This window comes from Flavobacterium sp. CYK-55 (genome assembly GCF_018413465.1).
In the GTDB taxonomy this organism is placed as follows: Bacteria; Bacteroidota; Bacteroidia; order Flavobacteriales; family Flavobacteriaceae; genus Flavobacterium.
Genome location: NZ_JAHCDK010000014.1, coordinates 22654 through 45920, shown reverse-complemented (window position 1 = coordinate 45920; position 23267 = coordinate 22654). Strand labels below are relative to the sequence as shown.

The 23267-nt window shown below is 39.8% G+C and carries 14 protein-coding genes; 10 read left to right on the top strand and 4 right to left on the bottom strand.

Annotated elements, in window-relative coordinates; genetic code table 11:
* Positions 1 to 22 precede the first annotated feature (22 nt).
* The 4 genes from KIH23_RS12735 to KIH23_RS12725 all read right to left on the bottom strand — a co-directional run bounded on the left by KIH23_RS12735 (position 23) and on the right by KIH23_RS12725 (position 5089).
* A complete protein-coding gene (locus KIH23_RS12735) occupies positions 23 to 2038 on the bottom strand; it encodes a TonB-dependent receptor plug domain-containing protein (protein WP_249684928.1) in 2016 nt (671 codons plus the stop codon).
* 56 nt (positions 2039 to 2094) lie between these two features.
* Positions 2095 to 2985, bottom strand: a complete 891-nt coding sequence (locus KIH23_RS12730; RefSeq protein WP_213213881.1) for a DUF6607 family protein — start codon at positions 2983 to 2985, stop codon at positions 2095 to 2097.
* A gap of 634 nt (positions 2986 to 3619) precedes the next feature.
* Positions 3620 to 3739, bottom strand: coding sequence for a ClbS/DfsB family four-helix bundle protein (locus KIH23_RS13780; protein ID WP_249684926.1), 120 nt, complete (start codon positions 3737 to 3739; stop codon positions 3620 to 3622).
* A gap of 159 nt (positions 3740 to 3898) precedes the next feature.
* Positions 3899 to 5089: a serine hydrolase domain-containing protein gene (locus KIH23_RS12725; protein ID WP_317197042.1), complete on the bottom strand. Its 1191-nt coding sequence runs from the start codon at positions 5087 to 5089 to the stop codon at positions 3899 to 3901.
* Positions 5090 to 5290: 201 nt separating this feature from the next.
* Here KIH23_RS12725 and KIH23_RS12720 point away from each other — a divergent pair, with 201 nt between their 5' ends.
* The 10 genes from KIH23_RS12720 (at position 5291) to KIH23_RS12675 (ending at position 23263) form a co-directional block, all read left to right on the top strand.
* A complete protein-coding gene (locus tag KIH23_RS12720) occupies positions 5291 to 6496 on the top strand; it encodes an NAD(P)-dependent oxidoreductase (protein ID WP_213213880.1) in 1206 nt (401 codons plus the stop codon).
* 61 nt (positions 6497 to 6557) lie between these two features.
* Positions 6558 to 9302 (top strand): histidine kinase, encoded by a 2745-nt coding sequence (locus KIH23_RS12715; protein ID WP_213213879.1) that lies wholly within the window; start codon positions 6558 to 6560, stop codon positions 9300 to 9302.
* Positions 9303 to 9553: 251 nt separating this feature from the next.
* Positions 9554 to 12460, top strand: a complete 2907-nt coding sequence (locus tag KIH23_RS12710) for a SusC/RagA family TonB-linked outer membrane protein (RefSeq protein WP_213213878.1) — start codon at positions 9554 to 9556, stop codon at positions 12458 to 12460.
* A 3-nt stretch (positions 12461 to 12463) separates the two neighbouring features.
* Positions 12464 to 13924, top strand: a complete 1461-nt coding sequence (locus tag KIH23_RS12705; RefSeq protein ID WP_213213877.1) for a RagB/SusD family nutrient uptake outer membrane protein — start codon at positions 12464 to 12466, stop codon at positions 13922 to 13924.
* 38 nt (positions 13925 to 13962) lie between these two features.
* Positions 13963 to 14907 carry a LamG-like jellyroll fold domain-containing protein gene (locus KIH23_RS12700; protein ID WP_213213876.1) on the top strand — a complete coding sequence of 315 codons (945 nt, stop codon included), beginning with the start codon at positions 13963 to 13965 and terminating at the stop codon, positions 14905 to 14907.
* 69 nt (positions 14908 to 14976) lie between these two features.
* The gene (locus tag KIH23_RS12695) at positions 14977 to 16359 is read left to right on the top strand and encodes a glucoamylase family protein (RefSeq protein ID WP_213213875.1); all 1383 of its coding nucleotides are present in this window, start codon (positions 14977 to 14979) and stop codon (positions 16357 to 16359) included.
* Positions 16360 to 16364: 5 nt separating this feature from the next.
* Positions 16365 to 17060, top strand: coding sequence for a prolyl oligopeptidase family serine peptidase (locus tag KIH23_RS12690; protein WP_213213874.1), 696 nt, complete (start codon positions 16365 to 16367; stop codon positions 17058 to 17060).
* Positions 17061 to 17069: 9 nt separating this feature from the next.
* The gene (bglX, locus tag KIH23_RS12685; protein WP_213213873.1) at positions 17070 to 19352 is read left to right on the top strand and encodes a beta-glucosidase BglX; all 2283 of its coding nucleotides are present in this window, start codon (positions 17070 to 17072) and stop codon (positions 19350 to 19352) included.
* A 52-nt stretch (positions 19353 to 19404) separates the two neighbouring features.
* The gene (locus tag KIH23_RS12680; protein WP_213213872.1) at positions 19405 to 21501 is read left to right on the top strand and encodes a glycoside hydrolase family 97 protein; all 2097 of its coding nucleotides are present in this window, start codon (positions 19405 to 19407) and stop codon (positions 21499 to 21501) included.
* A 4-nt stretch (positions 21502 to 21505) separates the two neighbouring features.
* Positions 21506 to 23263 (top strand): discoidin domain-containing protein, encoded by a 1758-nt coding sequence (locus tag KIH23_RS12675; RefSeq protein WP_213213871.1) that lies wholly within the window; start codon positions 21506 to 21508, stop codon positions 23261 to 23263.
* Positions 23264 to 23267: the final 4 nt, after the last annotated feature.

Sequence of the window (23267 nt, the reverse complement as noted above, 5' to 3'; positions counted from 1 at the left end):
ATTTATTGATTGTATTTAATGGTTAGAATTCATATTGAATTTTGGCAAAAAATTGTCTCCCCGGCAAATTAGGAATGTTGTTTGGGTCGGTATAATCAAACAGGTTAATCAGACCCGCTTGCGCCGATATTTGGTGTTTAAAATCTTTGCTTAGTGTTAGATTGGTTACAAAGTAGCCCTTCACAAAATCATCGTATTGGTCTAAAATGCCATTGCTGTTGCTGTCGTAGATTCCGTACTTACTCCTGTAAAAAACTCGAGCGTTAACAGAGGTTTTTATCGCTGATATAAGATAATTTACTTTGATGTTGGCCGTGTGTTTTGAACGGTTGTACAAGCCAAAGTAATCGCTGGGTTTTAATTTAAAAGAGTTCAAAGTAATTGGGTCTCGGGCAAATACTTCGCCTCTCTCGATTTTGTTGATTACCCCTTGATCTTGGGCAATTAAATATTGATAACCAACCGCAACAGACCAGTTAGCGTTTGCTTTGTATAGGCTATTGAGCTCCAGCCCATACGTGAAAATTTGGTTCATGTTAAAATAGGAGAATACATTTTGACCATTTGTTTTTTGGGCAACAGCTCTGGTGTCGATTAAATTTTTGATTCGATTGTAGAAAAAATTATAGTCGACTGACCAATTGCTTTTTTGATAATGACCGCCCCAGTTAAAATTAACAGAGCTTTCAGGCTTTAGCGCCTTTGAAAAATCTGCCCCTTGGGTAAACAATATTTGCCCCTGACTTTGTAATAAATCAAGTTTTTGTTTGGCCACATTATAACCCAAAACGGTATATCCTACCGATGAGTTAGTAAAATCAAAATATAACTGTCTTAAGTCGGGGGCTTTATAGCCGTAACCTACCGATATTTTTGACGAAAAGTGATCATTCCACTGATAGTTTAGCCCAATTTTAGGGCTCAATTGCGATTCATACTGATGATGGTGGTCATATCTAAATCCTAATAAAACATTGAGTTTTTTTTTGATGTACCACTCTAATTGGCCATAAATATATTCAGAGTTGAGGGTGGCTTTGTTTTCAAAATAGGTTCTGTTTAAGGTTTCATAGTTGAGCCCCATTCCTGCACTTAAAATGTTTTTGCCTATTTTGTAATGTGAACGAATTTCGGGTCGATAATATCGTTGATCAAATTGACTTTTGTCAAAAAGCACATCGTTGCTATCGTTTAAATATTCATGGGCCTGATACCGTGTGGCGTATAAGTCATACACCAGTTTGAAGTTTGAATCAATAGTTTGGTTGAGTATCAGGGAATGGTTCCATTCATTGATTTGGCTTTGTCCGCGATAAAAAGCAGTTCCGATTTCTGATTTGTTGTCTTGGTTTTGATGATAAAATCTTGCGTTGACAGATAAGTTGATTTGGCTCGAAAAATTGATTTTTATTTTGGGTTGAATGGTAAAGTTATGGTAAGGTTGAACCGTTTGTAGATAATCGTTTTTAGAAAGGTTATAGCCGTGGGTATTAAAGTAATTACCAAACAATTCCATACCTACTTTCTGGTGGCCATATTCAAAAGTCGCCGAAGCATCGTGCGTATTAAATGTTGCTTTTTTGTAGCTGAAGTTACCTTTCAATGTGTCTGTAGTTTTGATTTTTTTGGTAATAATATTAATAACGCCAGCCAAAGCTTCTGAGCCGTACAAACAAGACGAAGCCCCCTTTACAATTTCAATTCGATCAATGTGGTTGACACTGATTCTACTCAAATCAAGTGTTCCGGCACTTCTGCCTAAAAGAGGTTGACCATCTATCAAAATCATAACATAAGCAGCGTCTAAGCCTTGCATCTGAATACCTTCGCCACCGCCAAAATCAGCAACGGTAATTAGACCGGTTTGTTCTTGGATGATTTCATTCAAACGGCTCACACCTGATTTCTGAATGCTTTCACCACTGATAATTTGGGTGGGTAAAGGCAAGGTTGCTGCGCTTCTTTCGGTTCGGGTTCCGGTTATAAAAACCTCTTGCAGTTGATGATTTTTTAAAGAATCAGTTGCTACTTGAGCCATAGCGCATGAATTTGAATACATTAAAAATAGGGCTACCGTATTTTTTTTGAATTTCATTATTCTGCAACAATAAAGCGATCAATGACTTGGTTGATTTGTTCTTGGCTTGCGTTTGATGCTAGTTTTTGAAGATGTATGTGCAAAGGCTTTCCGTCTAGTTCTGCTAGTAGTTTAAGGTCTTTGTTTTTGGCAAATTCAGCATTCCATTTGGTGCGGACTTTTTTCCAAAAATCTTGGTTTTCTTTCCACCACTTTTGCGCTGCTTCACATTTCAAATCGTCTACTTTTGTATAAGTGTTGTATCCTTTTTCTTGAGCCAAAAGCACATCGTTTCCTTTTTTGTCTCGGATGATTTTGTCGTTGTCTTGGTTGTGTATCCAACCCTTTTGAACCATTTCTAATCCATTAAATCTTTTGGTGATGTTGTAATCACTTCTTTGAGTATATTCTCTTCTCGGAAGCGGAGCATTGGTAGTATTTTGCCAAAAAGTTCTTCCGTCAGTATGCACCCATGTTGCGGTTCCTTCATATCGGGGTTTGTCGTCTACTTCATATACTTTTTGTGTCCATTGTCCTTTTACGTTTTGTTTTGTTCTGGTCTTGAATTTCCAATCATTGAATCCGTTGTACTCATAAAAGGCTGTGTTCTCAAACAGCCAATCTTCGCGCCAGTGTTTTACAATCATTCCTTTGCCCACAATGAGTAAGTGCTGAATTGATTTTCGGTAAGGTTCGTCTTCAATAAGTTCTGCCCATTCTAAAGCGGTTTCATGTTTTACCGCAGATGGTTTGTAATGAGTAGTGTCTTGAGGGTAGCTAAATGTTTCTGTAAAATTGAATTTGATTTCATAGCAACCACACATAGATTTAATGGCTTTTTGGTCTTGGGTATTTTGTGCTTGCACTGTAAGGCTTAGCAACAAAATCATAAGTAAGGAGTTCTTCATGTAATTTATATTAAATTAGACTAATTCTAAACAATGCAAATATATGTTATTATTTAGAATAAATCCAAATTAAAATTTAATTATTATATCTCCTCTTTTTTGTTTTTTGTTCGATCGTTTTTGTTGTCAGTGTTTTAGAAGGTTGATAGGACTATAGACAACGGGAGTTTTTTTCATAAACAGCTTGATTCTTGAACGATATTGTGTTAATCAGTGAAGTCTATTCAATACAATGTGTAGAGATAGGTTTGCCGGAACAAAGGAGTTGGTTAAATGAGTAGCTTCTGCAAGAAGTATTGTTTTTTACCTAACCACAGGGTGCCATAATATTAAGTAACTTTATGGAGAACTAATTAAAAAAACACAAAGGTCTGAATAGGGGCTTGCCCAAAACATTTGTCGTGTTGGGGTGCGTTAACCGAAAGATATTTGGTTTAATCAAGTGATTTTGGTTTCATCCATTTTCAGATTTTTTCTTTCGCGTTTTTGTAAGGAGAAGATGTATTTATTTGAATCATTTTGTCTAATGTCCTGTTGTCTCATACCGGGCAGATTCATATAGCTTCATGTTTGTTTTTACGCTCTATGAGTGCCAATATATCCGTTGCCGTTTGGTCAAGTTTTTCGGAGTGTCTTAAAATTGTCCTTTTTTGTACTGTTTGTAAAAATTTTGAGCAAGTTGTTCGAGTTCGTTGCATTTCAGAAACAATGTGCTCCAACCAATAAGATAGGCTACTAGGTCATTAATACTCATTAATGTAATTTTTGAATTCCCTTCAAGTTCTTTAATAGCGGTTAGCCCAATCAGAACATACAAAACATCTTCAATCTTAAAGCGCAGCGGTCTGTAGTATAGCGTGTCTGTAGGCGCAGCCGTGTCTCTAGCGCAGCGTGTTCTTGGGCAAAGCCGTGTCTACTCTTCATCCACAAAATCAAACGGATAATCGCCAAAAACGGGAGCGACTTTCTTGGCGGTATATACATTTTTGTTGTACTTGTTTGACAGCGCAATGATGGTTACGTTTTCTTTGAGCAAACTAATGTAAGACGAGGTGTTTCCGTGCCACCAACCGTTGTGAAAAAAGAATTTCTGACCGCCTTCCCACTCAATCATACGGGTGCCCAAACCGTAGTTTTTGGTGCCTTTGGTTTCGTAGCTATAGCCTTTAAAAATTTGGTTGCGCAGTTTTTCGCTTAAAAAGGTTGGAGCATTGCGCGCTAGGTCAAATTTGAGCAAATCGCGTGGGGTAGAGTAAATGTTTTTATCGCCGTATACCGCATCAAGGTAGTCATAAGCCAAACGAATGTTGTTGCCTTTGTATGACGGAATAGCGGTTTCGCGGTCTTTGTCATAGTCAAAAACATAAGTGTGGTTCATGCCCAGCGGTTTGAAAATCATTTCTTGCATGGCCTGAGCATAGGTAACTCCCGATGTTTTTTCAATGATCAAAGCCAGTAAAGCATAGTTGGTGTTGCAATAGGCAAAACGCTTGTTGGTCGGAAAGTCTAACTGTATGTTTTTTTCGGCCAGTAAATTGGCTACGTCCTGATTGGTCAAGGTTTTTTTGCGGTCCCAAACACCTTTGTCTTCGGTAAAATAAGCATAGTTGCGCAATCCGCTTCTGTGGTTGAGCAAAGTACGCACGGTAATCTCAGGATACGGAAAGTTATCAATAATCGTATTGACTTTTTGGTCTAAATCCAGCTTGCCGTAATCAACCAAAAGCATGATGGCAGTGGCCGTTAAGACTTTGCTTACCGAGGCCAAATGCAGGGGTGTTTCTGAAGTAATGGCAATGTCTTTTTCGCGGTAGCCCATGCCTTGGTATCGTTCATAGATGATTTGCCCGTCTTTGGCTACCAAAAAACTCAGGTTGTTGTTGGGGTTGCTCCAAAATTTGTTGCAGTATTGCTCTATACAGTTTTTCTTGCTTTGCACATAGTGTTCGTCTAAACTTTCGTAGCGCACAGCTGATGAGCGCATCATTGGCAAACCGCTCTGGCTGAGCTCCGGCGTGTTTGAATCAGATCGTTCTTGACGTGAACAAGTCATAAAAACGGCACCGACAAAAAAGAGTTTTATATAGAGAAAAATGAGTTTCACAGGGTGGTTATTAGTGGTTTTGACAAATATATACAAACAAAGCTAGGGTATTTAAGGGCTTTAAAAATGGGTTATAAACATTTTATTAACGATGTTTTTTGTGCTTCAGCCCAATGATTTTGATTGCTGAATTTTTAGTAAAATATTTTTGAAAACGTTGTAGTAAAGGTTTACATTTGGCGCTGAAAAATTTTGCCCACAATGAAATTCGGAATCATCAAAGAAAGAAAAACACCACCCGATAGACGGGTTGTTTTTACCCCGGAAGAAGCGGCTCGCCTACAGCAAGAACATCCGGAAGCACAAATTAAAGTAGAAAGTTCAGACATTCGTTTTTTTACTGATCAACAGTACCAACAAGCCGGGTTACTCGTTACTGAAGATATGACCGATTGCGATGTGCTTTTTGGTGTTAAAGAAGTGCCTATTGAGGCACTGATTCCGAATAAAAAGTACTTTTTCTTTTCGCATACCATCAAAAAGCAAGCGCACAACCGCAAGTTGTTGCAGTCTATTTTAGAGAAGAATATTGATTTGTATGACCACGAAACCATTGTAGACGCTCAATTTAAGCGTTTGATTGGTTTTGGTCGCTATGCCGGAATTGTTGGAGCCTACAACGGATTGCGCGCGTTTGGAGTCAAGTTTGAACTTTTTAATCTTCCAAAAGCAGAGACCCTTCAGAGCAAAGACGATCTAATACAGCGTTTGCGCCGATTGATTTTTCCGCCCATCAAAATTGTTTTAACCGGTCATGGTAAAGTGGCTAATGGCGCTAAAGAAATACTCGATGGCATGAAGGCCAAGCAGGTTTCGGTAGATGATTTCTTGAACAAAAACTTTGCACAACCGGTATACACGCAAATTGATGTTACCGATTATTACCGCCGCAAAGATGGCGCACCTGCCCAAAAGCAAGATTTTTATAAAAACCCAACCGATTACACCTCAAACTTTGAGCGTTTTACTCAAGTGGCTGATATTTTTATGGCCGGACATTTTTTTGGGGCTGATGGTCCTGAAATTCTAAGCCGTGAAATGCTCAATGCGTCCAACAATAAAATTAAAGTTGTGGCTGACATCTCATGTGATGTAGATGACGGCCCGATTGCCTGTACTTTAAAGGCTTCAACTATAGCTGAACCGTTTTTTGGGTATTTGCCCTCAGAGCATGCTGAGGTTCCGTATATGCACCCGGGTGCCATCATAGTGATGTCTATTGACAATTTGCCGTGTGAATTGCCCAAAGACGCCAGCGAAGGCTTTGGTGAAATGTTTATGCAACACGTGATTCCGGCTTTTTTTAACGGTGATCAAGACGGTATTTTGGCGCGTGCCAAGGTAACCGAAAACGGAAGACTTACTGAGCGATTTGCTTATTTGCAAGCATACGTTGAAGGCAAATAGTTGTTTATAATTGAACAAAATTCAATATCTTTTTTACATTTGGGATGCAAAAGCGCTCGGTGTGAAAAAGATATTTTTTTATGGTTTGATTGGCTTGTTGACAAGCTTAGTCAATGCTCAGGAATTGTTGCCCTTTGTTGAGAACTTCAGCAAATCAAACTACTATGGCGATAATCAAGTCTGGAGTATGACTCAAGCCGATGACCATGCCTTATATTTTGCCAACAATCATTATTTATTGCGATACAATGGGGTGCGTTGGGAAAAGTATGTCTTGCCCAATAAAACAATCTTGCGATCGGTTTTTGCACACCGCGATAAGGTTTACACCGGCTCGTACAACGAGTTTGGTTATTGGCAGCGCAAAGCCGGAAAAATGCAGTACAGTTCGCTAACCAAAGACAAAAAACTATTCACCGGTTTATCAATCAATGAAGAGATTTGGAAGATTTTTGAGTTTAAAAATAAAATTGTCTTTCAGTCATTTAACGAACTTTACTTTTACCAAAACAATAAAATCCAAAAGGTTAGAGCGCCCATGCAATTGTCTTATTGCTTTGTGGTGCGCGACACTTTGTTTGCCGCAACCATACGCGATGGTGTATACACATACGACAACGGTAAATTTGAGAAAAAGAAAAACTGGTCGGGTCTTGAAAACTCTGTGATTCACAGCATTGATGTTCAAGGTGGCCAGGCTTTTGTATTCACACAAAAAAATGGTGTTTTTGTAGAGCAGAACCAGCGTTTGGTACCTTGGCAGAACCCATTAAATGCCACCTTAAAGCATGAGTTGATTATTACGGCCAAATTTACCGACCCCAACCGTTTGGTGATTGGTACTGCTTTTAAAGGGGTATATATTGTTGATATGCGCGATGGTTCGTATCTTAATCTAAACCGAAGCAATTCGCTCAAAAACAATTCGGTACTGTCAATAACCTTTGATTTAGAACGCGATATTTGGTTGGGTATGGACAATGGAATTTCGCATATTGAGATTAATTCTCCGTATAGTATTTTTTCAGACAATTCAGGCGTTTTGGGCTCGGTGTATAGTTTAGCGCCTATATCAGGGGGGTATTTGCTGGGGTCAAATCACGGTGCTTTTAAGTACCAAAACAAAAAAGTTGAACTTTTGCCCAGCTCGCAAGGTCAGGTTTGGGAGGTGAGTAAAGCAGATCAAGGTTATGTTATCGGACACAATGACGGAACTTTTGTGTATCAAAACGGAACCCTCGTCAAGAAGAACCATGTGAGTGGCGGTTGGAAGTTTTTAAAGAGTGATTATGACAATAAGTTTTATCAGGCCAATTACTCGGGTATTGTTGTTTATGATGCTCCGCTGAATTTAGCCCAATACAAAATTGTCAGAGGGCTCACCAAACCCATCAAAAACCTGGCGCAAAATAAGCCTGGCGAGTTGTGGGCGGTTGATAACTACCGAAGTTTATACCGAATTACTTTTAGCCCTGATTTTACTTCTGAAAAGGTTGAAAATATTACCCAAGCCAACGGTATGGATAACGATTACGGGGTAAAGATGATCAATTTTAAAAATGAGATTCTTTTTTATATCAACAATGTTTGGTATCACTATAATTCGATTGCCAACCAACTTGAAAAGAACAAGATATTCAATGAAAATTTCTCGGGAATTGATGAGGTGATTCCGATTGATCAGGCTAGTTTTATTGTATTAAAAGACAAGTTGTTGTATAAGATTCACCAAGCTGCCGATCGGTATATTTGGGAGCTGATTCCAGAAAAGTATTACGAAGGCAAAATCATCAACCAAGATTCTAAGGTTTTTAAGTATGATAATCTTTTGCTGATGAATTTGGACGACGGTTTTATTTCATTTAAAACCAACAATGCCCATAGGCCTAGTCAGAAAGTTCAAATTGAGGCATTTTACAACGGCAATGCTTTGTCAGGCGAGGTTTCGTTAAAGCATAACCAAACCCTAGAAGTTGATGTGATTTCGCCTTATTTTGGCTATAATCGGTTGGGCTTGTTTTATACCCTTAATGATGCAAAGCATTACTGGCCTGTCAAAAACGGGGCGATTTCGTTGAGTAATCTCGGAAGCGGATATCAGTTGCTCAAGGTGTACTACAATGACGGTGAAAAGTTTGTTGAACTAAAGCAGTTTGAGTTTAGAGTTGACCGACCTTGGTATTTCTCGATACTCATGATTTTGGTTTATATTTTAATGGTTTCGACTGTTTTTTATCTGTATTACCGTTGGAATAAAATCAGGTATATTGAAAAACTCAAACTTAAAGAAGAAGAACTCAAACACCAACAGCAAATACTTGAGCTTGAACTCATAGCCGAGAGCAATCTTAAAATGCAGGAGTACGAAAAAAACATACTCGAAATGCAGGTGCAATCTAAAGCCTCTGAGTTGGCCGGGAAATCATTATCTATAGCCAAACAATCTGAGATGATTGACAGAATTGAGTATGTGTTAGATTCAGAAACCGATATCAATCAGCTCAAAAGCAAAATTAAAAAGGCTATTCGCGTTAATGCTTTAAATCAGAATGAATGGCAAAGTTTTGAGAAGAATCTGTTGCAAAGTCATAAAGATTTTGCACAAAAGCTTACACAGTTGTATCCGAGTCTAACCTCAAAAGACATCAAATTGTGTATATACTTAAAAATGAATCTGTCTTCAAAAGAGATTGCTCCGCTGATGAACATATCATATCGCGGGGTTGAGCTTCATCGCTATCGACTCAGAAAGAAACTCAATCTATCGGTTGATGAAAACCTTTCGCGCTTTATGATTAATTTATAAATGGATGTCTTTTTTTGCGGGGTTACTAAAATTTTGACCTTAAAATTTAGCTATTCTTTGCTCATCAACACTACATCATACTCTTGTTTTCGGGATGTGCTTTTAATTTTTAATTAACATTTTAATTTATTGAAAAACAATATTTTAATTGTTTTTAGAATAAAAATGATGTAGTAATGTTGTAGGAGCTTAATAGTCACTACAACGTTGTAATTTACTATATTAGCCTAACCGCAATTTAATTTCTAACTATGAAAAAATATTATTGGTTATGGCTGCTCTGGGCTACGGCCTACATTCAAGCACAAACCATATCAGGGGTTGTTTCAGACAGCAACAAAATGGGTATTTCGGGGGTGCGCGTACAATCTAAGCAAACCAAAAAAGAATCAGTGACTGATTTTGACGGAAAGTTTACCATTAACGCATCAGAGGGTGAATTACTTGTTTTTAGTTATATAGGTTTTGAAACCCAAACCCTCAAGGCAGCCGATGCTATGCAAGTGCTTTTAAGACCCGAAGTCAATGCACTTAGTGAAGTAGTTGTAGTAGGATATGGAACCAAAAAGAAAGGTGCAGTTACCGGATCGGTGGTTCAGATTAAATCAGACGAACTCTTAAAGCAACCTGCACAAAGCGCGATTCAAGCGATTCAAGGAAAAGCGGCTGGGGTTAATATTGTAACCAATGATGAGCCGGGTGCTCAGCCCAACATTATCATCCGCGGCTTAGGAACCGTTACCGGAGCCAGTACACCTTTGTATGTGATTGATAATGTTGAAACCAATGGCCTCAACGGATTAAGCCCCAATGATATTGAAAGTATTGACATCTTAAAAGACGCGGCTTCGTTGGCTATCTATGGGCAAAAAGGGGCTAATGGGGTAGTGATTATATCCACCAAAAAAGGAAAAATAGGTGAGCCAAAAGTTACGATTGATACCTATTACGGTCAAAAATCAATCATGAAAAAAGTAAAAATGGCCGATGCTTATCGCTATGCCTATTACAGCAATTCAGCTCTTGGGTCAAGTTCGTACTTTAATATGTCGCCCAAAGTTGATACCAATTGGCTTGATGAGATAACCGAAACAGGCGAAGTGTACAGTAATTCGTTTTCATTGGCTGGTGCCAGTGATAAAGTCAACTATTCGTTGTCGGCATCGCATTATGATGAAAAAGGAATCCTGATGGGCACCAGATATCGTCGTTTGAATGTGTTGTCAAATAATGAATACAGCTTGTTCAACAAAAGAGTAAAGCTCACTAGTTTTGTGAATTTTTCAAATGAAAACAACACGACTAAGCCAGCTTCGGCCTTTACGGCGGCCTATAAGCAAGCACCTATTATGCCAGTGTATGATGCCAACGGCAATTTTGCACAACCTTTGGTCAACTCATTGGGGTATAATGATGTTGAAGGTGTTCGGTATAACAATGTTGCCAATCCGGTGGCCATGCTCGAAACGGTAAACAATAAAGCCAGAAGAATCAATCTGACCGCATCGTTTGGAGCTGAAATAAAAATAACCGATGATTTAAAGTTTAACTCCAGATACGGAGCCACTTATATAACCGATCAAAATTTTTATTTTTCTGAACTCATCAATGTGGTTTCAACCAATTACAACTCATTGACTCAAAATCGGTACAACGAATACAACTGGAATTTTGACAATTTCTTTACCTACAAAAAAGACTTTGGCAACCACAACCTAACTGCGGTGCTCGGAATGTCAAAATCAATTTTTGAAAATTATGAAACCTTGTCAGCCACGCGCTACAATGTTCCCACCCAAGAAAACTATTGGTCTTTGAACTTTTCGACCAACAATACTCCGGTAGCACCCAGTACGGTTATTGACAACCGCTCTTCAACTCCGGTAGTTAGTTTAGCATATTTTGCCAGAGCCGAATATGATTACAAATCAAAGTATTTGCTTACGGCTATTGTTAGAAGAGAAGGCATCAGCTCGTTTTTAAACAATCAGCGCTATGAAAATTTCCCTTCAATATCAGCCGGATGGATTTTGTCAAAAGAAGACTTTCTTGAAAAACTATCTTTTGTCAATTTCTTGAAGCTCAAAATGAGTTACGGTGTGGTGGGTAATGGTCGTGGTTCATACGCATTAAACACCCGAAATTTTACAGTCGGACAAAACAACTATGCTTTTGGCAGCAACCAAAATATTTATCCGGGTTCGGTTTTGGCCTACGAGGTTGATGATAATCTGACTTGGGAAAAGATGAAAGAGTTTGACTTTGGGGTTGATTTTACAGTACTCAACAACAGTTTGTCAGGCACCATTGATTACTACAATCGCAAAAACACGGATGTTATTTTGATGGTAGATTTGCCAGATGTGGTAGCTCCGGGCAATGTGTTTCAAAACGTTGGAGTAGTGACCAACAAAGGTTTCGAATTGACTTTGAACTATAAAAAAACGCTCAATAAAAACTGGAACTTTTCAGTTGGCGGAAACTTCTCAATGAACCAAAATGAATTGTCAGAAGTGAATAGCCAATATTTTAAAAACCTAACCGGCGGAAACCTAGGAAATGGTATTGATGTTAAGCAAGTAGTAGTGGGCGAGCCATTGGGTAGTTTTTATGTCTATCAACAAAACGGTTACAATCCGGATGGTTGGTTTAATTACGGTTCTGAAAAAGTCATTGCCGGTACGTATCTTCCGAAATATACCTACGGACTTAATTTCAATCTGAATTACAAGAACTTTGATTTCTCTGTATATACATATGGCGTGGGGGGTAATAAAGTATACAATGGCAAAAAGGCTCAGCGATTCGGTAATGAAAATATTGAATATGATATTCTGGACAGTTTCTGGACACCATCAACGCCAAATGCTGATAATCCTAAGCCGTTTAATGATGTTCCACCGGCCTTGAGCTATTATGTTGAAGACGGTAGTTTCTTTAGAATCAACAACATTACTTTGGGATATAGCATTAATAATTTAATAAAAGACAAGGTAAAAGTTCGTTTGTATTGCACGGCCATTAATCCGTTTATTTTTACAAAATACACCGGTTATTCACCTGAAATTTCAGGTAATGCTTTGGGTAGAGCAGGTATTGAATTAGATGCATATCCAACCAATAAAACGTTTTTGTTTGGCGCTAATTTTAAAATTTAAGTCATGAAAATTTATCATATTAGAATGAAAGGTTTGGCTGTGTTGTGGGTGGCTCTTGCTTTGTTGAGTTGCGACAAAGACCTAGATGTAGAACCCAGAGACAATATATCTGAAATTGATTTTTTAAACAACGATCAAAACGCCACCGCTCTTGTTAATGGTGTTTATAATGCTATGCTTGATTGGAAAATGTATTCGTTTTCGTGGATTGGCATGACCAGCATGACATCAGATGATGCCGATAAAGGTTCAACGCCCGGCGATACCGGAACCGATAAACACAAATTAGACGCTTTGAACTTTGACTCATCAATGGTATCGCTTAAAGAAGTTTGGGATGCCCATTATGAAGGAATTTATCGCGCCAATTCAGCATTGTACTACTTAGAACAGCTGTCAATCAATCAAAACCTTAAAAACAGACTCATAGGCGAAGTAAAATTTTTGCGGGCCTTGTGGTATTTTGATTTGGTTCGTTGTTTTGGCGGGGTGCCGGTTGTTGTGCAAAAAATTGAACTCAACAATACAGCATTGGTTAATCAATTGGTTAATCACCGCAAAACCAAAGAAGAAACCTATGCACAGATTGAAGCCGATTTACTCAGCGCCATTGAGTTATTGCCCAATGCAGCTCAATATACCTCTGATGATAAAGGGCGCGCATCAAAAGGAGCCGCCCAAGGATTGTTGGCCAAAGTATATTTGTATCAAGAAAAGTGGCAGCAATCATATGACATGTCATTGCAGGTAACGGGTTACAGTTTATTGACCAATTATGCTGATGTTTGGAGAGAAGTCAGTGAAAACGGTTCTGAATCGCTTTTTGAGGTTCAATCTACTTTAGGAAAAGGTGTTCAAGGTTATACCGATGTGCAAAGCCCGCGCGGAACTCCTGACTTGGGTTGGGGTTTTAATACACCAACCATGAAGTTGGTCAATACTTATGAGCCCGGTGATTTGCGCAAGAACGCCACGATTATGTTTGTGACTTCAACTCCGTTTACACTTTGGGACGGTTATCAAGGATCGCCAACTTGGAACAATCCGCGCTATAATTACAAAGCCTATCAAAGCAGTTTGGCTGAATCTTGGAACGGCAACAAAAGTGAAACCGCCAAGAATATTCGCATCTTAAAATACAGTGATTTATTACTTATTCGCGCTGAAGCCGGATATCATATAGGCAACTCAGCTGTAGCGCTTGAAATCATCAATGACCTACGCCACCGTGCCGGTTTGGCTGACTTAAATACGATTGATTTGCCTGCTATTTACAAAGAGCGTCATCTTGAGATGGCCATGGAGCACGAGCGATGGTTTGATATCATCAGAACCGGTCAAGCGGTAAGTGCGATGGCCGCCGATGGAAAAACATTTATTCCAGGAGTTCATGAAGTATTCCCGATTCCTTATAATGCCATACTTCAGAGTAATTTTCAACTAACCCAAAACAACGGATATTAACACATTTATTAATTTAATCAATTATCTATTTTACTATTATGAAAACAAACAGAATTTTATTAGCTGCCTTAGGTTTAGGATTAACCATGTCAACTGTTGTGAGTTGCAGCAGCGATAGCAGTAGTTCAGATTCATTACCACCAATTGGAGGATACAACTCAGCCAATGAGGTGGGGGCATCAAACCTAAAAGCTTATTGGCCGTTAAACGGAAATGGTACTGAGTCAAAATCTAGTACTAATCCGTCATCAACTGCAGGTACAACGTGGACTGCCGGTGTTAAAGGCCAATGTGCTAACTTTAGTGGTGGTTATTTGGCATATCCGGCCATTGCGAGCTTAAACTCAGCCACCAGCATGACCATCAGTTTGTGGGCAAATGTTTCTAACAATCAAGGAACACCACTAGATGGGCCATCTATGTTTTTCCAAATGACACGTCCAATGGATGATTCACATGACGAATGGGCAGGAAATATCAACTTCATGGCCGAGACCGGTTGGAAAGCAGCTACTGTTGACTCGTTGACAACCAAAGGTTTGGCTGTAATTAAAAATGCGGACGGTTCGGCTAACTGGCAAGATTCGCGAAACACCATCAAGTTAGATGACGGTATGATTACTGAAAATGCTGCTGATCCAACAGGTGTTCAACACGTTGCTTACCCGAATAAAAACGGAGGCGTTTGGGCGCACTATGTAATTGTATGGGACGGTGCAGCAGGAACTTTTAAAGTGTATGCCAATGGTCAGAAAATTTCAAATCCGAAATGGGAAACCAGAAACGGTGGAAACCCGCTTAACTTAAACTTCTTTGCCAACACCAAACCGCTTATCGGAACATTTGGTTCAGTGCTTACAGGAAATGCTGATTCATGGCAGAAATCTTTAACCGGAAAAGTAGATGAAATCCGTGTTTGGGACAAAGCTTTATCATCAGCAGATATCAATTCTTTATATGAGTTAGAAAAAGCCGGTAGATAATTTTTTATTAGCATTTTTACAAGAGTCCGAATCAAAAATTCGGACTCTTTTCTCTACAAACAATCTTTTATGTCATATTTTTCAAAATCAGGTCTTGTTTTATTTGTAGCACTAGTGTCTATTGCTTGTACTTCAGGCAGTTCAGGTCAAGACAATACGGCAAATCCTGACCCCAATGCCAATATTCCTCAATTAACCGATGCGGAACTTTTAAATAAAGCACAACAAGATGCTATAAAATATTTTTGGGATTATGCCCATCCGGTTTCAAAGTTAGCACGCGAACGCTATCATGTTGATGACCCGTCTAATGATGCCAACATTGTTACAACAGGTGGTTCGGGCTTTGGTTTGATGTCAATTATTGTAGGTGTTGAAAGAGGTTTTGTCTCAAGAACAGAAGCTGTTTCAAGACTTACTACAGCGTTGACATTTTTAGAAAATGCCGATCGTTTTCACGGCGCTTGGCCACATTGGATGAACGGAACCAACGGAGAGGTAATTCCGTTTGGAACAGTTGATAACGGAGGGGATTTGGTTGAAACTGCTTTTCTTTGTCAAGGCCTTATTTCATTGCGAGAATATTTTAAAAACGGCAGTGTCGAAGAACAAGCTATTGCTCAAAAAGCAGATGATTTATGGAAAGGAGTTGAATGGGATTGGTACACCAAAGGCGAAAATGCATTGTATTGGCATTGGTCGCCCAATTACCAGTGGCAACTTAACTTTAAACTTGAGGGATACAATGAATGTTTGATTACCTATGTCATGGGTGCGGCATCACCAACGCATCCTGTTCCGAATGCATCTTATCATCAGGCATGGGCCCGAAACGGTGCCATTGTTACCGGTGGTTCGGCTTATGGTTTTCCTAAAATATTTAATCACAACGGGACCTCAATTGTTGGACCTATGTTTTGGGCGCATTATTCTTATTTAGGACTTGATCCGCGCGGACTTTCGGACCAGTATGCCCAATATTGGGATTTGAATGTAAATCACACTAAAATTATCTATCAGCATTGTCAAGTGAACCCATTTCAGTATGTTGGATATTCAAATAAATGCTGGGGTTTAACGGCCAGTTATACGCGTAATTCAGATGGTTCTACAGGTTATGCAGCGCATCAACCTACAGCTGATCGAGGTGTGATATCACCAACAGCCGCTTTGTCTTCAATGCCTTACACACCCGATGAGTCTATGCGTTTTTTGCGATTCATTTATAATGAAAAAAGAAATACCCATGTGGGAATAGCCGGTCCGTATGATGCTTTTTCGTTGCACTATAACTGGGTAACTAAGCGTTATTTAGCCATTGATCAAGGCACCATTGCGCCGATGATTGAAAACTACCGCAGCGGTTTGTTGTGGAATTTGTTTATGCAGGCACCCGAGGTAAAAACAGGGTTGCAAAACTTAGGGTTTTCATCAACGCAACACGGATTTTAAAAAGTATGAAGAAACTATTGATTTTTTTGGCTTTGTTTGTTTTGGATGTAAACGGTTTTTCACAAGAACTCAGTGGGCAGTTTCAAAAAGAAATCAAACAAAAAGTTGCTTTAGAATATTTAATTGATGTTCCGAACCAACCCAACAAAGATTTGCCTTTGCTGGTTTTTCTGCATGGTTCGGGCGAAAGAGGAGGAGCACTCGAGATTGTTAAAAGTCACAGCCCGTTTACCTATAAGTCACTGATTACTCAGCCGGCTATTTTGTTAGCACCACATTGCCCTGAAAATCAAAAATGGGATACCCGCGCGGTTTATGAACTCATTGAATCAATTGTGGCTCAATATCAAGTCAATCCGAAGCGCATTTACTTGACCGGTTTGAGTATGGGTGGTTTGGGGGTTTGGAAACTTACCTTTGAGCATCCGGAGCTGTTTGCAGCTGTAGCACCGGTGTGTGCGCCGGTTGATTATTATATGGAGGATGAATTTCCGCGCATTAAAAATGTTCCTATACGCATCTATCACGGAGCGCTCGATGATGTTGTTCCGCCCAGTTATGCCATCAAAATTTACAACCAACTCAAAAAACATAACCCATTGGCCAGTCTGACGATTTTTCAGAATGACAATCACAATTCGTGGGATTCGACTTATTCAAATCCTGAATTTTACCAGTGGTTATTTCAACAACATTTATAAAATATTAAAATGAAACAACTCCGATACAGCTTATTGATTTTGTTGGTGACCGTATCTTCTGTATATGCACAAACAAAAGTGTCTAAAGAAAAATTCGTCAACGATTTATTGGCCAAAATGACTTTAGATGAAAAGTTAGGGCAACTCAATCTACCTACTTCGGGCGATATTACTACCGGTCAGGCCGGAAGTTCGGATATTGCCAAAAAAATTCAGCAAGGTCAGGTAGGCGGATTGTTTAACATTAAATCGGTACAAAAAATAAAAGAAGTTCAGAAGATAGCCGTTGAAAAAAGCAGACTTAAAATTCCTTTGTTGTTTGGAATGGATGTTATTCACGGTTATGAAACTACTTTTCCTATTCCGCTCGGACTATCGTGTAGTTGGAATATGAACCTTATTCAACGCTCGGCAGAGATTGCTGCGCAAGAGGCCAGTGCCGATGGAATCAATTGGACTTTTTCACCCATGGTTGATATTTCGCGAGATCCGCGTTGGGGACGTGTAGCTGAAGGTTCAGGTGAAGACGCTTTTTTGGGGAGCAAAATCGCGCAAGCCATGGTCAAAGGTTATCAAGGTACTGATTTGAGTAAAAAAAACACCATATTATCTTGCGTTAAGCACTTTGCTCTATACGGGGCGGCTGAATCCGGTCGTGATTACAATACCGTTGATATGAGTCGGATCAGAATGTACAACGAATATTTGCCGCCGTATAAAGCGGCCATTGATGCCGGAGCAGGAACAGTTATGGCTTCGTTTAATGAAATTGACGGGATTCCGGCAACCGGAAATAAATGGTTGCTTACAGATGTATTGCGCAAGCAATGGGGTTTTAAAGGTTTTGTAGTTACCGATTACACCGGCATCAATGAAATGATCCACCACGGGGTTGGGGATTTACAAACCGCTTCGGCTATGGCTATGAATGCAGGTGTTGAGATGGATATGGTGGGTGAGGGCTTTTTGACTACCCTTAAAAAATCATTAGATGAAGGCCGAGTTACTCTGGCCCAAATTGATCAAGCCGTTGGTTTGATTCTCAATGCCAAATATGATTTAGGTTTGTTTGATGATCCGTACCGTTATTGCGATGATAATCGTTCAAAAAAAGAAATTTTCACATCGGCTTCCCGCGCTGAAGCTCGTAAAATAGCAGCTGAATCATTTGTTTTGCTCAAAAATGAGCAGCAATTATTACCGCTCAAAAAACAAGGAACCATTGCCTTGATTGGCCCATTGGCCGATGCTGCCGAAAATATGGCCGGTACATGGAGTGTGGCTACTCAGCAGTCTAAATCTGTTTCGGTCTTAGCCGGCCTTCGTGAAGTGTTGGGCAAACAAGCACAGATTATTTATGCCAAAGGCAGTAATCTTGATTATGATGCTGCCTATGAAGAACGTGCCACCATGTTTGGTAAGACCCTACACCGCGATGCGCGAACCAGTGATCAATTAATGAACGAAGCACTTGAAGTTGCTCGTAAAGCTGATGTTGTTGTGGCAGCTCTGGGTGAATCAGCCGAGATGAGCGGAGAAAGCAGCAGCCGAACAAACCTTGAAATCCCTCAGGCGCAAAAAGATTTACTCAAAGCCTTATTGGCCACCGGAAAACCGGTTGTTTTGGTGCTCTTCAACGGACGTCCACTGGTTTTAGCCGATGAAGTAAAGTCGGTTCCGGCTATTTTAGATGTATGGTTTCCGGGCTCAGAAGCCGGTTTAGCTATTGCCGATGTTTTGTTTGGCGATGTAAATCCTTCGGGTAAATTATCGGCCACTTTTCCGAGAAATGTGGGTCAAATACCCATCTATTACAATCATAAAAATACAGGCAGACCTTTGGGTAATTCTGAAGGTAATTTTGAAAAATTCAGGTCGAATTATTTAGACCAGCGCAATGAACCGGAGTTCTCGTTTGGTTTTGGTTTGAGCTATACACAATTTGGGTACAAAAACTTAACGGTTTCAACCCGTCAGTTAAAGGCTGGACAAACTTTGACTGTTTCGGTTGAAGTAACCAATACCGGAAATTTTGACGGACAAGAAGTAGTTCAGTTGTATTTGCGAGATGTAGTTGGGTCAGTAACTCGCCCGATGCGTGAACTAAAAGGTTTTCAGAAAATTTCATTATCCAAAGGCGAAACCCGAAAAGTCACCTTTGATCTGAGTGTAGATGATCTAAAGTTCTACAACTCTGATTTGAATTTTGTGGCTGAACCCGGAGCATTTGAAGTTTATGTGGGCGGAAGCTCATCAGCAACACTCAAAGAAGCTTTTGAACTGCTTCGGTAGTGATTTATTTTTGATGTGTGATTGTTTACTATATTAGCCCAAAATGATCAATATGAACAAACGATTTTTATGGATTTTGATTTTTTTCGAATGCGCTATTGCTCAATCAGTGAGTTCGCCTTCGCAAAAAATTAAACTCGATTTTCAGCTCGACTCTTTCGGAGTTCCTACTTATTCGGTGTCTTATGCTGCGCAAACTATAATTAGTTCAAGTCAGTTGGGAATCAAACTAAAGACTTCAGAGGCATTGGTATCAGGCTTTTGGGTAGAGCAATCTCAAACCCGAAATTTTGACGAGGTTTGGCATCCGGTTTTAGGAGAACAAACCAACATTCGCAATCGCTATAATGAACTTAAAATAGCTTTGTTGCAAAAAAGCAGTGGCCGAAAAATAAATCTAGTCTTCCGCGTTTTTGACGAAGGAGTCGCTTTTAGATATGAGTTTCCGAAACAACCCAATTTAAATTACTTTGTTGTTGCCGATGAATTAACGCAATTTAAACTCACCTCAAACTGCAAAGCATTTTGGTTGCCCGGTGATTTTGATAGCCAAGAATACCCATACACCGAAACCAAAATATCTGAAATCAACACAGATTTGGTTGATAAAAACAATGGAATTGCTTTAAAAACGATTGACGGTAAAAAAACAATACAGTCGCCTTTGATGATGAAATCGCCTGATGGGATGTATTTGAATATTTTTGAGGCGGCAGTGGTTAATTATCCGGTGATGCATCTGGATGTTGATACAGAAACGTACACTTTGACCTCGCATTTGGTACCCAATGCCATTGGTGACAAAGCCTATTTACAAGCACCTTGCGAGACGCCATGGCGAACGGTTATGATGAGTAAAGATGCATGCGATATTGTTGGGTCAAAAATGATTTTTAACCTCAATGAACCTTCTAAAATTGACGATACTTCATGGATTAAACCCATGAAATATGTTGGCGTTTGGTGGGAAATGCACGTGGGTAAATCAACTTGGGATTATGCAGGTTCACAAAATGCACAGAATGCGCTTGATGCGAATTTGGTGCCTACCGGAAAACATGGTGCAACCACCGAAAATGTCAAAAGATATATTGACTTTGCATCAAAGCACGGGTTTGACGGTGTTTTGGTAGAAGGTTGGAATACCGGTTGGGAAGATTGGTTTGGCAATTGGAAAGAAGATGTTTTTGATTTTACCACACCTTATCCGGATTTTGATTTAAAAGCGGTGAATGATTATGCTCGTCAAAAGAATGTCAAAATGATCATGCATCATGAAACTTCAGGCTCAGTAGGAAATTATGAGCGCCATTTAGACCGTGCTTTTAACTTAATGAAACAATATGGTTACGGCGCTGTTAAATCGGGTTATGTAGGTAGAATTATTCCACGAGGCGAAACGCACGATGGGCAAGCCATGGTTAGACATTACAATTTTGTTGCTCGACGTGCTGCCGATTACAAAATAATGGTCAACTCACACGAAAGTTCACGGCCTACAGGTTACAGCCGAACTTACCCGAATTACATTGCAGCCGAAGCGGCCCGTGGTAATGAATTCAATGCTTGGAGTTCAGGAAATCCGCCCATGCATGAAACCATTTTGCCTTTTACACGCTTGCTGGGTGGCCCGATGGATTACACACCGGGTATTTTTGAAATCAAGATGAGCCATTATGATGCGAGCAAAAAAGAGCAAGTACACACTACTTTAGCCAAACAATTGGCTTTGTATGTAACCATGTATTCACCTTTGCAAATGGCTGCTGATTTACCCGAAAATTACGAAAAGCACCTTGACGCGTTTCAGTTTATTAAAGATGTAGCTGTTGATTGGCAAGATTCGCGTTACCTTGAAGCTGAGCCTGGCGATTATTTAACCGTGGTGCGCAAAGACAAGAAAACAGAAAAATGGTTTTTAGGCGCTATTACCGATGAAAATGCGCGTGATACTGAAATCAAATTAGACTTTTTGAGTCCAGCAAAAAAGTATAAAGCCATTTTGTATACCGACGGTCCAACTGCTGATTGGAAGGCAAACCCGATGAGTTATCAAATCAAAACCATTGAAGTTACGTCTAAGTCAAAAATAAAATTGCATTTAGCCAACGGTGGTGGAGCTGCCGTGAGTTTTGAACCTTTGAATTAATTTTATGCGGATTTACTATATAGTTATTGGTTTGTTTTTGATGGTTAGCTCTGGCCAAAGTCAAAATACAACCTATTGTAATCCGATTAACATTGACTATGGGTATTGCCCTATACCGGGTTTTGTTACCCAAGGAAAACATCGCGCAACCGCTGATCCGGTGATTACTTTTTTTAAAGGTGAATACTATTTGTTTTCAACCAATCAATGGGGTTATTGGCACAGTAAAGATATGTTGGGTTGGAAGTTTGTATCCCGAAAATTTCTTCGTCCTGAGCACAAGGTTTACGATGAATTATGCGCCCCTTCACTGTCGTTTGTTCGGGATACTTTATTGGTGGTAGGTTCAACCCATACCAAAGAATTTCCAATCTGGATGAGTACCGATCCGGCCAAGAATCAATGGAAAGAGCTCGTACATAAATCTCAGGCAGGAGCTTGGGATCCGCAAATATTTTGGGATGCCGATACCGATGAGGTTTATGAATATTATGGCTCAAGTAATTTGTATCCGTTGTATGGTGTTAAACTCAACCGCAAAACATTTCAGCCGATGGATGAGCCTACGCCGGTTTTGGCGCTCAACGATGATGAACACGGCTGGGAACGATTTGGTGAACATAACGACAATACCTTTTTGCAGCCTTTTACCGAAGGAGCTTTTATGACCAAATACCACAACAAATACTATTTGCAGTACGGAGCACCGGGAACCGAATTTAGTGGTTATGCCGATGGTGTTTATGTAGGTAAGCATCCATTGGGCCCGTTTGAGTATCAGTCGCACAATCCGTTTTCGTATAAACCCGGAGGCTTTGCTCGCGGTTCAGGACACGGAGCAACTTTTCAAGATGCCTATGGACAATATTGGCATGTATCTACGATTGGTATTTGCATCAAGAATAATTTTGAAAGACGTTTAGGTATTTGGCCAGCTGGTTTTGATGCAGAAGATATATTGTATTCAAATACGGCTTATGGTGATTATCCGACCTATTTGCCCGCTCAGAAAAAGAACCATTTGTCCGAGAGCTTTACCGGTTGGATGTTGCTGAACTACAATAAACCTGTTCAGGTTTCGTCTACTTTGGGTGGATTTCAGCCCAACTATGCTGTTGATGAAGATATTAAAACCTATTGGTCGGCCAAAAGTGCTGTTTTGGGTGAATATTTAATTACTGATTTGGGAGAACCTTCGTCTATTCACGCCATTCAAATCAACTACGCTGATCAAGATGCTGATTTGATGGGCAAACCTGAAACTACACTTGGTCATCGTTACATCATTTATATCTCTGACGACGGCAAGTCTTGGAACAAATTAATTGACAAAAGTAAAAACACCACCGATGTTCCGCACGATTATATAGAACTTGAAAGCCCGGCTTTGGCTAGATTTGTCAAACTTGAGAACATTCAAATGCCCACCGGCAAGTTTGCCATAAGCGGTTTGCGGGTCTTCGGATTGGCCCATAACCAAAAACCGGGGGCGGTTCAGAATTTTGTTCCGCTCAGGTCAGCTCCCAAAATTAAAGGAGAGCGCAGAAACGCGTGGCTTAAATGGCAGCAAGAACCCTCGGCCGACGGTTACGTAATTTATTTCGGAAAATCACCCGATAAGCTTTACGGGTCAATTATGGTGTATGGCAAATCAGAATACTATTTTAGCGGCCTTGACAAATCAGATCGTTATTATTTTCAGATAGAGGCTTTTAACGCCAGCGGGATTGGCCCAAAATCTGAAGTCAAAATAGCGGATTAAAAAG

Bases quoted from the DNA above. Each gene is read 5' to 3' on its own strand.
- KIH23_RS12735 (WP_249684928.1), bottom strand. From the start codon at position 2,038: ATGGCTCAAGTAGCAACTGATTCTTTAAAAAATCATCAACTGCAAGAG.
- KIH23_RS12730 (WP_213213881.1), bottom strand. From the start codon at position 2,985: ATGAAGAACTCCTTACTTATGATTTTGTTGCTAAGCCTTACAGTGCAA.
- KIH23_RS13780 (WP_249684926.1), bottom strand. From the start codon at position 3,739: ATGAGTATTAATGACCTAGTAGCCTATCTTATTGGTTGGAGCACATTG.
- KIH23_RS12720 (WP_213213880.1), top strand. From the start codon at position 5,291: ATGAAATTCGGAATCATCAAAGAAAGAAAAACACCACCCGATAGACGG.
- KIH23_RS12710 (WP_213213878.1), top strand. From the start codon at position 9,554: ATGAAAAAATATTATTGGTTATGGCTGCTCTGGGCTACGGCCTACATT.
- KIH23_RS12705 (WP_213213877.1), top strand. From the start codon at position 12,464: ATGAAAATTTATCATATTAGAATGAAAGGTTTGGCTGTGTTGTGGGTG.
- KIH23_RS12700 (WP_213213876.1), top strand. From the start codon at position 13,963: ATGAAAACAAACAGAATTTTATTAGCTGCCTTAGGTTTAGGATTAACC.
- KIH23_RS12695 (WP_213213875.1), top strand. From the start codon at position 14,977: ATGTCATATTTTTCAAAATCAGGTCTTGTTTTATTTGTAGCACTAGTG.
- KIH23_RS12690 (WP_213213874.1), top strand. From the start codon at position 16,365: ATGAAGAAACTATTGATTTTTTTGGCTTTGTTTGTTTTGGATGTAAAC.
- bglX (WP_213213873.1), top strand. From the start codon at position 17,070: ATGAAACAACTCCGATACAGCTTATTGATTTTGTTGGTGACCGTATCT.
- KIH23_RS12680 (WP_213213872.1), top strand. From the start codon at position 19,405: ATGAACAAACGATTTTTATGGATTTTGATTTTTTTCGAATGCGCTATT.
- KIH23_RS12675 (WP_213213871.1), top strand. From the start codon at position 21,506: ATGCGGATTTACTATATAGTTATTGGTTTGTTTTTGATGGTTAGCTCT.